The organism is Stenotrophomonas sp. PAMC25021 (assembly GCF_004795795.1).
In the GTDB taxonomy this organism is placed as follows: Bacteria; Pseudomonadota; Gammaproteobacteria; order Xanthomonadales; family Xanthomonadaceae; genus Stenotrophomonas; species Stenotrophomonas muris.
In genome coordinates, this window is the sequence record NZ_CP039255.1 from 242,672 (window position 1) to 258,556 (window position 15,885).

At 66.1% G+C, this 15,885-nt stretch carries 13 protein-coding genes and 1 other RNA gene; 7 read left to right on the forward strand and 7 right to left on the reverse strand.

The features are described from left to right. Window positions 1–196: 196 nt before the first annotated feature. Both ssrA and E5790_RS01150 read left to right on the forward strand, forming a co-directional pair. Window positions 197–550: a transfer-messenger RNA gene (gene ssrA, locus E5790_RS01145) on the forward strand. A 162-nt stretch (window positions 551–712) separates the two neighbouring features. Next, window positions 713–1,198, forward strand: coding sequence for a hypothetical protein (locus E5790_RS01150; protein WP_032959123.1), 486 nt, complete (start codon window positions 713–715; stop codon window positions 1,196–1,198). 14 nt (window positions 1,199–1,212) lie between these two features. Here the strand turns inward: E5790_RS01150 and E5790_RS01155 are convergent, their stop codons facing one another. Then, a complete protein-coding gene (locus E5790_RS01155; protein ID WP_049420521.1) occupies window positions 1,213–1,674 on the reverse strand; it encodes an isoprenylcysteine carboxylmethyltransferase family protein in 462 nt (153 codons plus the stop codon). Between the two features lie 146 nt (window positions 1,675–1,820). Here E5790_RS01155 and E5790_RS01160 point away from each other — a divergent pair, with 146 nt between their 5' ends. Beyond that, window positions 1,821–3,842 carry an alpha/beta fold hydrolase gene (locus E5790_RS01160; protein ID WP_111206169.1) on the forward strand — a complete coding sequence of 674 codons (2,022 nt, stop codon included), beginning with the start codon at window positions 1,821–1,823 and terminating at the stop codon, window positions 3,840–3,842. 18 nt (window positions 3,843–3,860) lie between these two features. On the opposite strand, the gene E5790_RS01165 is transcribed toward E5790_RS01160, so the two are convergent. Beyond that, a complete protein-coding gene (locus E5790_RS01165) occupies window positions 3,861–5,084 on the reverse strand; it encodes a cytochrome P450 (protein ID WP_229653748.1) in 1,224 nt (407 codons plus the stop codon). 379 nt (window positions 5,085–5,463) lie between these two features. On the opposite strand from E5790_RS01165, the gene hchA reads away from it, so the two are divergent. Next, entirely contained in the window at window positions 5,464–6,336 is an 873-nt protein-coding gene (gene hchA, locus E5790_RS01170) for a glyoxalase III HchA (protein WP_111206256.1), read from the forward strand. A gap of 4 nt (window positions 6,337–6,340) precedes the next feature. After that, the gene (locus E5790_RS01175; RefSeq protein WP_111206167.1) at window positions 6,341–7,045 is read left to right on the forward strand and encodes a PA1136 family autoinducer-binding transcriptional regulator; all 705 of its coding nucleotides are present in this window, start codon (window positions 6,341–6,343) and stop codon (window positions 7,043–7,045) included. 20 nt (window positions 7,046–7,065) lie between these two features. On the opposite strand, the gene E5790_RS01180 is transcribed toward E5790_RS01175, so the two are convergent. After that, window positions 7,066–8,292 (reverse strand): cytochrome P450, encoded by a 1,227-nt coding sequence (locus E5790_RS01180; protein ID WP_111206166.1) that lies wholly within the window; start codon window positions 8,290–8,292, stop codon window positions 7,066–7,068. 400 nt (window positions 8,293–8,692) lie between these two features. Here E5790_RS01180 and E5790_RS01185 point away from each other — a divergent pair, with 400 nt between their 5' ends. Further along, on the forward strand, window positions 8,693–9,550 hold the full coding sequence (locus E5790_RS01185) for an endonuclease/exonuclease/phosphatase family protein (protein ID WP_111206165.1): 858 nt from the start codon (window positions 8,693–8,695) through the stop codon (window positions 9,548–9,550). A gap of 19 nt (window positions 9,551–9,569) precedes the next feature. Here the strand turns inward: E5790_RS01185 and E5790_RS01190 are convergent, their stop codons facing one another. Continuing rightward, entirely contained in the window at window positions 9,570–9,833 is a 264-nt protein-coding gene (locus tag E5790_RS01190) for a hypothetical protein (RefSeq protein WP_032959134.1), read from the reverse strand. Window positions 9,834–9,973: 140 nt separating this feature from the next. On the opposite strand from E5790_RS01190, the gene E5790_RS01195 reads away from it, so the two are divergent. After that, window positions 9,974–10,351, forward strand: coding sequence for a VOC family protein (locus E5790_RS01195; protein WP_014646791.1), 378 nt, complete (start codon window positions 9,974–9,976; stop codon window positions 10,349–10,351). A 41-nt stretch (window positions 10,352–10,392) separates the two neighbouring features. Here the strand turns inward: E5790_RS01195 and E5790_RS01200 are convergent, their stop codons facing one another. The 3 genes from E5790_RS01200 to E5790_RS01210 form a co-directional block, all read right to left on the reverse strand. Further along, window positions 10,393–11,814 (reverse strand): efflux transporter outer membrane subunit, encoded by a 1,422-nt coding sequence (locus E5790_RS01200; RefSeq protein WP_111206164.1) that lies wholly within the window; start codon window positions 11,812–11,814, stop codon window positions 10,393–10,395. Continuing rightward, window positions 11,808–12,545, reverse strand: coding sequence for an SDR family oxidoreductase (locus tag E5790_RS01205; RefSeq protein WP_049439198.1), 738 nt, complete (start codon window positions 12,543–12,545; stop codon window positions 11,808–11,810). Before E5790_RS01205 ends, E5790_RS01200 begins: the two co-directional genes overlap by 7 nt. Window positions 12,546–12,609: 64 nt before the next feature. After that, a complete protein-coding gene (locus tag E5790_RS01210; protein WP_014646788.1) occupies window positions 12,610–15,780 on the reverse strand; it encodes a multidrug efflux RND transporter permease subunit in 3,171 nt (1,056 codons plus the stop codon). Between the last annotated feature and the right edge of the window lie 105 nt (window positions 15,781–15,885).

Sequence of the window (15,885 nt, forward strand, 5' to 3'; positions counted from 1 at the left end):
TTGCTGAACGATTTCGTGAGCATATCTCAGGGCTTGACTACCGTCACTGTCGATCGTCCCAGCGGATAGCGCGCCTTGGGAGGGGGCGAGCGTGACTGTTCAGGAAGATTGCCGTAGTATTCGGGTCGTTGGGCAGGGTCAGTGCCAGCTTTTTGCCAGCATTGACCCCAAAAGCCTTGCAATACTTGAAGAAACCGGGGGTGCATTGGTTTCGACGGGGGTTGTGAAGTCGCCTGGCGCATGCCGAGGGGGTAGCTTTCCTCGTAAATCCAGCTGCAAAACTCTAGTTGCCAACGACGACAACTACGCTCTGGCCGCTTAAGGCCTAAGCCTCGAAACCGCTTGTGTCCATGCTCGCGGTGTAGAGTCACTATCATGGAATCGCGCTGGATGGCTGCCTGTCAGTCCGGCACTAGAACACAACAGGCTGGTTCCCGGATGCGCTTTGCGCACCGTGCTGTTCGGGGACGAGATCCAACGGTGAGCTAAGCATGTAGTGCTGGGGATGGAGTGCCTTCGGACGGCGGTTCAATTCCGCCCACCTCCACCATCTGTATGGCCTGTCGAGGCCGCAAGAAGCCGGATCTCCCGTCGAGGGGGTTCCGGCTTTTTTGTGCCTGCTCGTCGTGCGGGAAGCGTGGGGCATAATCGGGATGGAGCTTTCGCTCCATCGCTGCATTGCCCCGGCCTGCTGCCGCCAGAAGGATCTGCAATGAAAACCGCCACAACCACGCTCGTCCTGCTCCTCACCACCCTCGCCGCAGCCTCAGCCACGCACGCTGCGGCGCCGGCCATCGCGCCCCCCGGCACCGCCACGCTGGAAGCGCTGCTGGCCTGCAAGGCCGGCTCGAACTTCAGTGCGGCCGACGCCATCGATGCGCTGCAGGCCGCCGGCCTGGCCAAGAAACCGGGCGGCACCTTCGAGCCGGAGGACAAGCCGGTCGCGCTGTTTGGCGGCACGGTCACCAGTGCCGATGTAAACGTGGCCGAAGGCGAGAAGAGCCTCTTCGTGTACTTGAACGGCGTCGATTCCAAGCGCCTGGCCAAGGCCTGGTCGGTGACCGAGGTCAACGAGCATGCCAACACCGAAGAGCCGTCGTACGTGAAGCGCATCGACAAGCGCCACACCCTGCACGTGATCGCGGGCGACGACTACGAGGGCTATTCGGCTGCGGTGAAGTGCCAGATCAGCCGCTGATGGCGTAGGCGACGCTACAGCCAGCGCGGCACGCGATGACGGTATTGCGCGTACGCCTCGGGAAAGCGGGCCATCAGTGCCCGCTCCTCCGGCAGGATCTGCAGCCGGGTGATGTACACCAGGAACAGCGGCACCACCAGCAGCGCGATCAGGTTCTGCAGGTACACCATGGCGCCAAGCAGGACCAACGCCTGGCCCAGATACATCGGATTGCGCGTGCGGCGGTAGATTCCGCTGGTAACCAGCGCGCTCGACGCCGAAGGTCGCAGAGGATTGACGGTGGTACCGGCGCGCTGGAAAGACAGCTTGGGCAGCAGATTGAGCACGACACCCAGCGTCACCGTCACGCCTGCGAGCAGAACCGGCACCGGCACCCGAAGGTGGAAACCCGGCCACAGCCAGCGTGCTGCAAAGCCCGCAGCGGCGCACAGCAGCATCACCACGGGCGGGGGAATGCGGGTTTCCAGCCAGGCCATCGCGATCACCGTGTCCCTTCCATTCGCCGCAGTGTCACACGGGAATGGCTGAATCGCCCACGGCGGCCAGGCCCAAACCGACCGTTCGGTCTATTCCGCTTTGACAGGCCGGCCGCTAGAGTGACGCCACCGCGCAGGAGCATCGTATGGCTACCACGGGCATGGGCTTCATCGGCCGCACGACCCTCATCATCACCGTGCTGCTCACCCTGGGGGGCTGCGCGACGCTGCGCCAGTTCGGACCGTCGGTGCAGGTCGCCTCGGTCACGCCCGGCCAGTACATCGCGCTCAAGCGCGGTGACATCCTCACCTCCGGCAAGCTCAGCGCGGCGACCACCGAGACCCTGCGCGTGGCCGGGCTCGATGAGGGCGTCTGTGCCAAGCCCGGCCTGCCCTGCATCGAGGCCCTGGAAAGCAGCATCGTGGTGCGCGAGGAAGACAAGCGCTCCAGCCTGGCCGAGTTGTGGCTGCAGCATGCGATGACCCTGCCGGCACCGAAGCGCGAGTACTCGGCATCCGGCCGCGCCAAGACCGCGATCACCGAACTGGATGCCGACTTCCAGCCGCGCCTCGATGCGTGGATGCAGGTCGCGCGCCAGGCCTATGCCTATCTGTTCTTCACCGAGCGCACCGCCAACCAGCGTGGTTTCGAGGACCGCCAGACCCAGGTGCGCGACTACTACAACCTGGCTGTGCAGGAAGCCTCGGTGCAGCTGTACAACGCGTACGCCACCGGGCGCGTGCACAGCCAGGCCAGCCATTTCCAGCTGGGCCGCTGGACCTTCGTGCTGGCCCCTTCGGGCGAAGCATCGCCGCTGGACACGCGCACCCCCACCGAGCTGGTACCGGCGGCCTCGCTGTCGTTCACCGGTACGCTGCGCAGCGTGCATCGCCGCGATGGCTTCGGTGCCGAGCTGGTGGCGGTGATGGACGATCCGGCTGGCAGCACGGCCACCCCGCCTTCGGCAGCGACGCCCTCCGCGCAGGCAAGCACCCCGGCCGCGCAGAGCTGGAGCGAGATGCCCTCGCCTTCGATGACGGTGCTGCTGCGCTTCTCGGGAAAGAACCTGTGGGAAGTGCTGCACGACGACGAGCCGGAACTGGAGATCCACGATCCCTACCAGGTCTCGGAAGTAACCCTGCACGGCCAGCAGGTGCCGTTGGCGGCCAACTTCACTGCGGGCTACGCACTGTGGCTGGCGCGCTCCAACTTCAGCCACCAGTCGCTGCGCTCGCTGTTTGGTGGCAAGGGCGGCATCGACGCGCCGCATCTGTACATGATGCAGCCCTACGACCCGAACCGCCGCGTGCTGTTGATGATCCATGGCCTGGCCAGCAGTCCCGAGGCCTGGGTGAACGTGGCCAACGAACTGATGCGCGACGACGAGATCCGCCAGGACTTCCAGGTCTGGCAGTTCTACTACCCGACCAACATGCCCATCGCGATGAGCCACGATGCGATACGCCACACGCTGGCCGAAGTGCTCAAGCACTTCGACCCCAGCGGCAAGGCGCAGGCCTCGCATGACATGGTGCTGGTCGGGCACAGCATGGGCGGGGTGATCGCGCGGTTGATGGTCTCTTCCTCCGGCGACCACCTGGTCGACACCCTGCTGGCCACCGCGCAGATGACGCCCGCCCAGCGCGAGCTGCTGCGCACCAAGGGCGCGCCGGTACTGACCTTCCTGCCGGAACCGGAAGTATCGCGGGTGGTGTTCATCGCCACACCGCATCGCGGCACCGACGTGGCCGGTACCCGCCTCGGCCGCTGGATCGGCCGCCTGGTACGGCTGCCGCTGACCGTGCTGGAGGACGTGGCGACGCTGGCCAACGACGGCCAGATCGATCGCAACGATGGCAAGCACGGCTACCAGATGAACAGCATCCAGAACCTGGACAAGGACGACCCGTTCGTCCGCGCCGTGGCCGACCTGCCGATGTCACCGAAGGTGCACTACCACTCGATCATCGCCCGCGCCAAGGCCGATGGCCCACTGGAAAAAACCGATGACGGGCTGGTGCCCTACTGGAGCTCGCACCTGCCACACGCCGTTTCGGAGAAGGTGATCGTGTCCGGTCACAGCGTGCAGGAAGCCACGCCGGCCATCGTCGAGCTGCGGCGGATCCTGCATGAGGACATGCAGGAACACGTGCGTACGGCAAAGTAAGCCGCCCGCCCCTGCAGATCAGGCACCGGCCTTATGGCGCGAGAACGTGCCGTGCAGCGCCGCGGGAATCGCGAAGCCTTCCATGCGCACCTCGGGCCGGTAGTCGGCGCTGGGGGTGAAACGGAATTCGCGCGCCAGCAGCGCACACAGCAGTAACAGTTGCGCGTTGCCCACCGCCGATCCCACGCACGAGCGCGTGGGGAAGCCATAAGGCACATAGATGCCGGCGGTGCGCTTGCGCCGCTCAGGCAGCCAGCGATCGGGATCGAACTGCAGCGGGTCATCCCAGTATTTCGCCGAGCGATGCTGGATGAACGAGCTCAGCTCGAACACCGTGCCCTCGGCGATGGCCTGCCCTTCCACCTGCAGATCGCAGGCGGCCACCCGACGGTTGTTGAAGGGCGTGGAATACAGCCGCATCACTTCCTTCAGGAAGCGCATCGTGCAGGGAATCCTGGCCATCGGCAGCGCATGGATCTCCGCATCCGAGAGCGGCGCGAATTCCTCCTCGATGCGCTGGCGCCAGTGTGGATGCATCTGCATCGCCAGCAGCAGGCAGGCGGCCATCATGCCGGGCACCCCGGAAATGGCGATCAGCTGCACGGTGACCAGGTAGGTGACCTTGTCCAGGCCGATGCGCTCGCGAAGGGTCAACAATGACTGCGCGTAGTCCAGCGGCGAACGTCCGCTGCGGACCCGGCGCCTGAGTTCGGCGGCGATCGCCCGCGATTCGCCACGACCGATGAGGAAGTTGCGCAGCAGATGACGCCGATGGATGACCTGCTCGACCTGGGTGGTGTAGCGCAGATGCAGGGCGCGTTCGATGGCCTCGGTACCGCGCGCGTCGAGCCCGTCGATCACCAGTGGCACCAGCGGATGCGCCATCACCTTCCACACGGCTGGCGTGGCATCCAGCTCGCGCCCGCACAGTGCGTCCAACGCCTGCCGCATGCGCGACTGCAGCGCCTCCAGGGTCTGCGCTCCGGTAAGCTCAGCACTGCGGGTCGCGATCAGGCTGCGCACTTCGGTCCAGCGCACGCGTTCGTGCCGGCGGAACAGGTCGGCCAGCGACTCGACCACGAACAGGTGCTCGGAATTCTCCTTGTCGAGCTTGCCGGCCAGTTCTGGGCAGAACACCCCGATACCGCCGGTTTCCAGTTTCAGCACCGGTCCTTCGCGCTCCACCCGCGCAGCCAAGCGCTCGGCAGCAATGGCGCTGCCTTCATTCGACATCCCTTGCATGCAGTGCGTCTCCGGCAGGAAGGGACTCGAAAGACGAGTCCCTTCGTCTTGCTACCGCTCAATCGCGGGGTTGCCCCGCAGGATCAGAACTCGACCCAGAGCGGCCAGGTATTCCACACACTGCTCTTCTCGTTCGGATGGATATTCAGAGTGACGCGCAATGCTCGGGCGAATCTTTTCATTTTCATTCCTTTGCTTGCTGTGTGGTTATGCCGGGATTATCCCGGCACCGGCTAGATAACACGACATAATCCCCCTGTCCAACCGGCCGGGTGGCGCACCGCAGCATCCGGGTGGTGGTCCATTGAGGGGAATCCCTCATCGCGCCTGCGCATGCGGCCTCCTATGCTGGGCTCACTTTCCCCCAACGGAGGTCCGCATAAACACGCAAGAGCCCAGCCGCCAGCCCAGCCCCGATCCGGCCGAGCGCGATGCCTTCTTCCCGTCGCCATACTCGCTTTCGCAGTTCACCTCGCCCAAGAGCGACCTGTCCGGGGCCGACTATCCGGATGCACGCCGCGATGGCCGCTGGAAGGTGCTGATGATCGCCGCCGACGAGCGTTATCTGCCGACCGCCAATGGCCACCTGTTCTCCACCGGCAACCACCCGGTGGAAACCCTGCTGCCGATGTACCACCTGGACAAGGCCGGCTTCGACATCGACGTGGCGACGCTGTCCGGCAACGCCGTCAAGTTCGAATGGTGGGCCTTCCCGCGCGAGGACCGCGAGATCGGCGCCCTGTACGAACGCTATGAGGCGCGCTTCCGCCAGCCGTTGCAGCTGGATGAGGTGGTGGCCGGCCTGGGAGCCGATTCGGACTATGCCGCCATCTTCATTCCCGGTGGCCACGGCGCACTGATCGGCCTGCCGGAGAGCGCGGCGGTGAAGGCCACGCTGCAGTGGGCCATGGCCGGGCAGCGCCACATCATCACGCTCTGCCATGGCCCGGCGGCGCTGCTGGCGGCGGGCGTCGACGAAGCCGACGGTGGCTCGCTGTTCCGTGGTTACCGCATCTGCGCCTTCCCCGACGCAATGGACCGGCAGACACCGGAGATCGGCTACATGCCGGGGCAGCTGCGTTGGTTCTTCGGTGAACGACTGGCGCAGCAGGGCGTGCAGATCGTCAACGAGGGGATTGATGGCAGCGTGCTGCAGGATCGCCTGCTGTTGACCGGCGACAGCCCGCTGGCCGGCAACGCGCTTGGCAAGCTGGCCGCACGTACGCTGCTCGATGCACTGGCGGGGCGCTGAACCCATGCCTGCGCTGGTGCCCCCGCTGCTGGAACTGGAACAGGCGCGGTCACTGCCCGCGGTGGGCGGCGTGCTGCGCGCCGCCGCCTCCCCCCTGGGCTACGATCGACTGCTGGTGTTTGCCACCGGGACCGGGCTGGAACGCGACGCGCAGCGCGTGTACTGGATCGAGGGTGACTGGTTCGGCGACGGCAGCGATACCGCACTCGCCCGCTACCTGCATGCCTGCCCGGTCAACCGCCATGTACTGGACAGCAATGCGCCGTTCTTCTGGAGCAAGCGCCAGGGCGTGCGCGGCGAACGCTATCAGGTGGTGAAGCAGCCGCGCGGCGATGGCCTGCATGGGTTGCAGGTGCCGGTGTTCGGCCCGACCGGCCTGGAGGGTGCGGTCAGTTTCGCCGGCACCTCGATTGATGCATCCGCCAGCGCGCGCCTGCTGCTGGAAATGGTCGGAAGGTCAGCCTTCCGTGCGGCGCGCCAGCTCGCCGAGGCGCCCGCGGATGTTCGCGCAGGCGCGTTGAGCGCACGCGAACGCGAGGTGCTGCGCTGGGTCGCCGCTGGACGGCGCCAGGCGGAGATCGCGGCCACGCTGGGGCTGTCTGCACGCACGGTGGAGAACCACCTGCGGCGAGCGCGACAACGGCTCGGCGTGGCCACCACCGCGCAGGCGGTGCGCGCGGCAGGCCGCCGTGGCGAGATTGAAGACTGAGCCAGGCAGTACAGATGCTGTCAGGCGTGCCGCGGCGTCAGCGTACCGATGAAATCGACCGGAATGGCAAAGCCTTCCAGCTGCATCCACGGTGTGGGCTCATCCTGTACCGTCAACTCGAAATCGCGGGTCACCAATGCGCAGAACAGCAGCAGCTGCGCGTGGCCGACCGCACTGCCGATGCAGGCCCGCGAGGAAAATCCGAAGGGCACGTAGGCCCCCTTGTTGGCCTGGCGTCGCTCCGGCAACCAGCGATCAGGATCGAAGCTGTCCGGGTTCTGCCAGTACTCCGGCGAATGATGCTGGAAGTAGGACGACAACTCGTATGCCCCGCCCTTGCGGATGCACACGCCCTCGATATCGATATCGTGCGAGGCCGGACGATGCAGGGCGAACAGTCCCGGCCACAGCCGCAGGGTTTCCTTGACGAAACGCGACGTGCACGGCAGCGACTTGATCGGCAGCGCATACAACTGCTCCAGGCTGAGCGCCGAGGTTTCCTCGCGGATGCGCGCCTGCCAGTGCGGAAATCGATGCATCGCGTACAGCAGGCTGGCCGCCGTGATGCCCGGCAGGCCCGACATGCCGGCCAGCACCATCGACACCAGATAGGCCACGCGGTCCACCCCGACCCGCTGCGCCAGCGGCAGCAGGGATTGCAGGAAGTCCTCGCGCGGCACGGTCTGGCGCGCACGACGCCGGATGTGCCGCGACACCGTGCGGGCCGCGCGGCGGGAAAGATGGAAGTCGATGATCCGCCGCCAGAACGAGAAGTTCTGCAGCACGATGGCGTTGTATCGGGTCTTCTGCTCACCGATGAGCGCATCGACGTCGGATCGACTGAGGCCGTCGATCAGCATCGGCAACAGCGACTGCGAGATCGTCCACCAGCTCAGTTCGCTGAGGTCATGCGGCCTGTCCGCGCGCTGGGCAAGGAAGCCGTGCATGCGCGTGTAGAGGTCGCGCATGTGGCCGGGACTGGCCAGCCGCCCGGCCTGCTCGCTCAGCAACGCCCGCACCTCGCGCCACGCAACAGGGTCCCTGCCACTGCGCAGCCCGAGAAAATCAATCAGTGAATCCGGTACGGTGTGCTGGTCGGTGTTGGCCTTGTCGATCCTGACCGCCAGGGCCGGATCAAAGATGCCGACGACATCATTGTTGAAGCGCAGTACCGGCCCTTCGCGACGCACGCGTTCGAGCAGGTCGTCGATGGAAACCACTTCCGCATCCGCTGCACGCTCATCCATGCCCTGCCTCCAATGCCAGGGAAGATCATCGACCCTCCCTGGCGATGTCATCGAATACGTGGAGTCCTTCCGGTCAGAAGATATTCCAGTAGCGATACTTGGAACGGATGCACTGCGTGGAATTGTCCGAACGCAGGTTCAGCGACACCTGCAGGGCGCGAATCAATCGTGTCATGGCACAGCTCCTTGTGGTTCCGTGGATGGTTGCTGCGGTGCCGGGTTCAGTGGCCGGCAGCGCCGTTCTAGCACGCAGGCCCGCGCGGGCGGGTCAATGCGCTGTCAAGGCCCTGCTGAATACGCCGCGGCGACCGGCGGATACCGCCAGCGCGCGCACAGCCATGAACAGGCAATCCGTGCGATGCTCCATGAAACCGTTTTCATGGAATGGAGGGATTCCACGATGTTGTCGCGTTTCCGTCGCCCTGTACTGTCTGCGCTGCTGACGCTTGCCCTGCCTGCGACCAGCGCCTGGGCCGCAGCCCCCGCGCCGTTGAAGGTGATGTCGTTCAATGTGCGCACCCCGGCCGATACCGAGCCGGGCAAGCGCTGGCCCGACCGTCGCGACGCGATGGTGAAGGTCATCCTCGATGCGCACCCGGCGGTGATCGGCACCCAGGAACTGGTGCAGGAGCAGGCCGAGTACCTGGCAGGACACCTCCCCGGCTACCGTTGGTTCGGCGAGGGCCGCCGCGGCGGCAGCGGCGACGAGCACATGGGCGTGTTCTACGACAGCAAGGTGCTGGCGATCGAGGAATCAGGCAACTTCTGGTTGTCCGATACACCCGATGTGCCCGGCAGCATCACCTGGGGCAACCTGTATCCACGCATGGTCACCTGGGCGCTGTTCCGCCGCATCGACGACGGCCGCCGCTTCTACTTCATGAACACCCACCTGCCCTACCGCGACGAAGACGAGCCGCGGCGGGTCAAGGGTGCCGAACTGATCGGCAAGCGCGTGGCCAACCTGCCGGCCGATCTGCCCGTCGTGCTGACCGGCGACTTCAACAGCGAACCCGGCGGCGACACCTACAAGGCATTCACCCGCGTGCTGCAGGACACCCGTACCCAGGTGAAGGCTCCGCAGGGCCCGCGGCTGACCTTCCACGATTTCACCGGCAAGGCCACCGTGCAGCTGGACTGGGTCCTGGTGCGCGGCTTCCATGCGCGCAGCTTCCTGACCGATGACCGCCGCATCGGTGGCGTGCTGCCATCGGATCATTTCCCGCTGGTGGTCGAACTGGACTGGCCCAGGCACTGAGCAGCCACGGCAGCCGCCGCTACGGCGGTGGCTGCCGCGACAGCAGGCGATACAGCGCCTGATGCTGGTCGCGCGCCTGGCAGATGCGGGCCCCGATCGCCAGGAACACGGCCACGCCAATCAGGCCCAGCCCCAACATCGAATCCTGCAGGCGCAGGAAACCGACCGCCGCCGCCATCGTCGCCAGCACCAGCAGCACCACGACCGCCACTGACAGACCCGCACCGGGTGGACCCGGATCGCCGAACAACATCCGTTGGGTATCCCGCCTTCCATCCGCCATCGCCTGTCCTCCCGAGTGCCTGACCCACTTGTTACACGTCGGGCCGGCATTCCGGCAGAGTCAGAAACGTCACGAAGGTGAAGATGTACGCGGAACGCATCGCGTTACCCTGCCTCCTCCCCCGAACTGCGGAGCAGGACATGGCCCACCAGAGCCGGCTGGCTGGATTCATCATCGACTGCCAGGACCTTCCCGCCGACGCAGGTGCCGGCTTCTGGGCCGCCGCGCTCGGCCTGCAGGCACAGGCGGCGCGTGTCGAAGGGGGCGCCGAGTATGCCGACCTGCTGGGTGCACCGGCGGGCTTGAACGTGGAAGTCCAGCGGGTCGATCACCCGTCACGGGTGCACCTGGACATCGAGAGCGACGACATCGATGCCGAGGCCGACCGCCTGGAGAAGCTCGGCGCGCGCCGGATAGGCTTCGTCAAACGCTGGTGGGTGATGGAAGCACCGACCGGCCATCGCTTCTGCATCGTGCGCATGCGCGAGCGCGAGGTGCCGGCCAATCAGTGGCCCTGAAAGCAGGAGGGGACGGAAGCCACTGCCTCCGTCCCCTGCGGTTACTGCACCTGCGCCACGCTCGGTTGCTGCGGTGATTGCCCCCAGCCGCCCAGCGCCTTGTACACGCCCACCACGCTGACATTGACTTCGGACTCGGCCGCCGCCAGGGCGTCATCGGCCGCCAGCTGCGTGCGCTGCGCATCCAGCAGGGTCAGGAAGTCTTCCGAGCCTTCGCGATAGCGGATCTGTGCCAGTGATTCGGCACGCCGTGCGGCCTGTGCCTGCTCGACCACGATCGCCAGCCGTGCCTGCTGCTTGGAATAGCGGGTCAGCGCGTTCTCGGTATCTTCCAGCGCCAGCAGCACGGCCTGCTCGTACTGCGCGGCCACGCCTTCGGCTTCAGCCTTGCTGGCACGCAGGCGTGCACGCACGGTACCGAAGTCGAATGCTGCCCAGCTCAGCGACGGGGTCAGCGACCAGGCCTTGTTGTTGCCATTGACCAGGCCACTGGCATCGCCGCCGAGGAACCCGACGAAGCCGGACAGCGACAACCGCGGGAACAGGTCCGCGGTGGCCACGCCCACGCGTGCGGTCGCAGCGGCCAGGCGACGCTCGGCCACGCGCACGTCGGCGCGCTGGCGCAGCAGTTCGCGGGTATCGCCCAGCGGCAGCGCCTTGGCGAAGGCCGGCACGTCGTGCGGCGCGAGCATGTCGGTCAGCACTTCCGGGCGCTGGCCGAGCAGCACGGCCAGCCGGTTGCGCGACTGCGCCTCGGCCACTTCCAGCAACGGGATGTCGGCCTCGATCGCCTTCAGGCGGGCGCGGCTGCTCTGCACATCCAGCTCGCTTCCCGCGCCCAGTTCCCAGCGCGCCTCGGTCAGCTTCTGCGTATCGCGCAGGTTTTCCAGCGTGTGCTGGGCCACCGCGATGCGCTTCTGCGTTCCGCGCAGCTCGAAGTAATTGCGTGCCACTTCGGCGGCGACCAGTACCTGCGCATCGGCCAGGTTGGCCTGCTCGGCACCGAGGTCGGCGCGTGCGGCCTCAGCGGCACGGCGCTTGCGGCCGAACAGATCCAGCTCCCAGCCGGCGTCGAAGCCGAGCTGGTAGCTTTCACTGAACACCCGCTGCCCACCCAGCTGCGGATCGGGTTGCTTGCGGCGGTCGTAGCTGCCGCCAGCGGTGATGTGCGGCGCCTGGTCGAAACGGCTTTCGACGAACACCGCGCGGGCCTGGCTGACGCGGGCCACGGCCACGCGCAGGTCCAGGTTGTCCGACAGGGCGCCATGCACCAGCTGTTCCAGCACCGGATCATCGAACTGCGCCCACCAGCTGGCCACCGGCGAAACGCTGCTGAAGACCGGCTGCTGTGCGCTCTGCAGGACCACCGGTTCCTGCACCGGGGCCTTGTAGTTCGGGCCGACGCTGACACAGCCTGCCAGCACCAGGCTGGAGACGGCCATCGCCAACGTGCGGATCACCATGGCAGCACCTCGCCCAGGTAGGTGAAGCTGCCGCTGGCACCGGATTCGCCGATCAGCGCCATCTGCACGCTGGAGCGCGCGCCTTCGGCGATTTCGATTTCGCCGTTGCCGCCGTTCATGTCGGTCTTCACGTAACCGGGATGCACGGTATTGACCTTGATCGGGGTGTTGCGCAGCTCGTAGGCCAGGCTCAGGGTCCAACTGTTCACCGCGGCCTTGGACGCGTTGTAGGCGGGAATCTTGAAGTGGTAGATGCCCGATGAGGGATCCGCGTGCAGGGTCTGCGAGCCGAGCATGCTCGACACGTTGACGATGCGCCCGGACTTGGCCTGCTTGACCAGCGGCAGGAATGCCTGGGTTACTGCGACCAGCGCATACACGTTGGTGTCGAATGTGCGCTTCCAGGTGTCGAGCGACTGCTCCGACGGCGCCTGCGCCGGGTTCTCGATCATGATGCCGGCATTGTTGACCAGGATGTCGAGGCGGCCGTGACGCTGGCGCACCTGCTCGACCGCTTCGGCGATGCTGGCCGCGTCGGTCACGTCCAGTTGCAGGGCTTCGACCGGCAGGCCTTCAGCCTGCAGCTTCAGTGCCAGCTCCACCGCCGTATCGCGCTTGCGACCGGCCAGCAGCGTATGCACACCTGCCTGGGCCAGCTGGCGCACGGTTTCCAGGCCGATGCCACGGGTGGCGCCGGTGACCAGCGCGATCTTGTTCTGATGGGTATTCATGGATGCATGCCTTGTGGGTGGAAAGCCGCCGCCGGCCAGTGACCGGCGGCGACGGGGTTCCATGTCAGTGGTGGATGGTCGGCTCGCCGTGCTGCACCAGCTGGCCACCGCCGTTGCGGGTGACGAACTTGCGCAGGGCCACGTAGAACACCGGGGTGAGGAACAGGCCGAACAGGGTCACGCCCAGCATGCCGGCGAACACGGTGATACCGGTCACCGAGCGCACCTCGGCACCCGCGCCGTGCGACAGCACCAGCGGCACGGTACCGGCGATGAAGGCGATGGAGGTCATCACGATCGGGCGCAGACGCAGGCGGCAGGCTTCCAGCGCGGCTTCAACGATGCCCTTGCCGCCCATCTCCAGCTCTCTGGCGAATTCGACGATCAGGATCGCGTTCTTGCACGCCAGGCCCATCAGCACCACCAGGCCGACCTGCACGAACACGTTGTTGTCGCCACCGGTCAGCCACACGCCGAAGAGCGCGGACAGCAGGGTCATCGGCACGATCAGGATCACCGCCAGCGGCAGCGACCAGCTCTCGTACAGCGCGGCCAGCACCAGGAAGGCCAGCATGATCGCCACCGGGAACACGATGAAGGCCGCCTTGCCCTGGGTCGCCTGCTGGTAGCTCAGGTCGGTCCATTCGGTGGTCATGCCCACCGGCAGCACCTTGCCGGCGATCTCGGTCAGCTTGTTCATCGCCTCGGCCGAGGACAGCAGGCGCGGGTCGGCCTCACCGGCCAGGTCTGCTGCCGGATAGCCATTGAAGCGCAGCACCGGGTCCGGGCCGAAGGTCTGCTTGATGGTGACCATCGAACCGATCGGCACCATTTCGCCGCGGTCGTTGCGGGTACGCAGCTTGCCGATGTCCTCGACCGTCTCGCGGAACGGACCGTCGGCCTGGGCGATCACCTGCCAGGTACGGCCGAACTGGTTGAAGTCGTTGACGTAGGCCGAACCGAGGTAGGTCTGCAGGGTGTCGAACAGCTCGGTGAGCTGCACGCCCTGCGCCTTGGCCTTGACGCGGTCCACTTCGGCATCCAGCTGCGGCACGTTGGCCTGGTAGCTGCTGATCGGGAAGGCCATGCCCGGCGTCTGCGCAACGGTGCCCTGCATTGCCTGCACCGCGTTCTGCAGCGCGCCGTAACCCAGGTTGCCACGGTCCTCGATGAACATCTGGTAGCCGTTGCCGTTGCCCAGGCCGAGGATCGGCGGCGGCATCATCGCGAACGCGAAGCCTTCCTGCAGGCCGGCGATCTTCTGGTTGATCTCGGCATTGATCTGTGCGGCGGTGCGGCCATGGCGCTCGGCGAACGGCTTGAGCGGGATGAACGCCACACCGGTGTTCGGCGTGTTGGTGAACTGCAGCGCGTTCAGACCCGGGAACGAGATGGTGTGGGCCACGCCATCGGTTTCCTGGGCGATCTTGGCGACCTTGCGCAGCATTTCATCGGTGCGCGCGATCGACGAACCTTCCGGCAGCTTCACACCGGCGATCAGGTACAGCTTGTCCTGGGTCGGGATGAAGCCCGGCGGCACCAGCTTGAAGATCACGCCGGTACCGACCAGCAGGATCGCGTAGACCACGAACACCGCGCCACGACGGCCGAGGATGCGGGCTACGCCACGCTCGTACTTCTCCGAGCTGGACTTGAAGAAGCGGTTGAACGGACGGAACACCCAGCCGAACAGGCGGTCGATCAGGCGGCTCGGCGCATCCTTCGGAGCACCATGGGCTTTCAGCAGACGCGCGGCCAGGGCCGGCGACAGGGTCAGCGAGTTGATCGCCGAGATCACCGTGGAGATGGCGATGGTGACTGCGAACTGCTTGTAGAACTGGCCGGTGACGCCGGACAGGAAGGCCATCGGCACAAACACGGCACACAGCACCAGCGCGATCGCCACGATCGGGCCGGACACTTCACGCATGGCCTGGTGGGCCGCAGCGGTGGGTGACAGGCCTTCCTCGATGTTGCGCTCGACGTTCTCCACCACCACGATCGCGTCGTCGACCACGATGCCGATCGCCAGCACCAGGCCGAACAGGCTCAACGTGTTGATCGAGAAGCCCAGCAGGTACAACGCGGCGAAGGTACCCACCACCGACACCGGCACCGCGATCAACGGGATGATCGAGGCACGCCAGGTCTGCAGGAACAGGATCACCACCAGCACCACCAGGGCGATGGCTTCCAGCAGCGTGGAGACCACGGCCTTGATCGAGTCGCGCACGAAGATGGTGGTGTCATACACGGCTTCGTACTTCACGTCGGCCGGCATGGTCTTCTGCATCTCGTCCATCGTCGAGATGACCTGGTCACGAATCTCCAGCGCATTCGCACCGGGCGACTGGAAGATACCGATACCGACCGCGTTCTTGCCATCCAGCTGCGAGCGCAGGGTGTAGTCACCGGCACCCAGTTCAAGGCGGGCCACGTCGGCCAGGCGCACGATCTCGCCATCGGTGCCGCTCTTGAGCACGATGTCGCCGAATTCCTTTTCGCTCTTCAGGCGGCCCTGGGCGTTGATCAGGGTCAGGAACTGGCTGTTCGGCAACGGTTCGGCGCCGAGCTGGCCCGCCGAAACCTGCACGTTCTGCTCGCGCATGGCACGCACCACGTCGCTGGCGGTCAGGCCACGCGAAGCCACCTTGTCCGGGTCCAGCCAAGCACGCATGGCGTAGTCGCCGCCACCGAAGATCTGCGCGTCACCCACGCCCGGAATGCGCGCCAGCGCATCCTTGACGTGCAGGCGGGCGTAGTTGCGCAGGTAAAGGGTGTCGTACTTGCCTTGCGGCGAGGTCAGGTGCACCACCATCAGGAAGGTTGGCGACTGCTTCTGCGTAGTCACGCCCTGCCGGCGCACGTCCTCGGGCAGGCGCGCCTGCGCCTGCGCCACGCGGTTCTGCACCTTCACCGCCGCCGCGTCCGGATCGGTGCCCGGGCGGAAGGTGACGGTCATCTGCAGCACGCCGTCCGAGCCGGCGACCGACTTCAGGTACATCATGCCTTCGACGCCGTTGATCGCTTCTTCAAGCGGCGTGGCGACGGTCTCGGCAATGACCTTGGGGTTGGCGCCCGGATACACCGTGCGCACGACCACCGACGGCGGCACCACTTCGGGGTACTCGCTGATCGGCAGGATTGGAATCGTGATCAGGCCTGCGGCGAAGATCACGATCGACAGCACCGCCGCGAAGATCGGCCTGTCGATGAAGAAACGGGAAAAGTCCATGGAGGAATTCCTGGGAAAGGCGTCCGGCGGGCAACAGCCACCCTGCCCCTCGCCGGGATGACGAAGGCAGGGAAGGCTGCCGCTGGCGCCGGCAGCTAAGCGGGG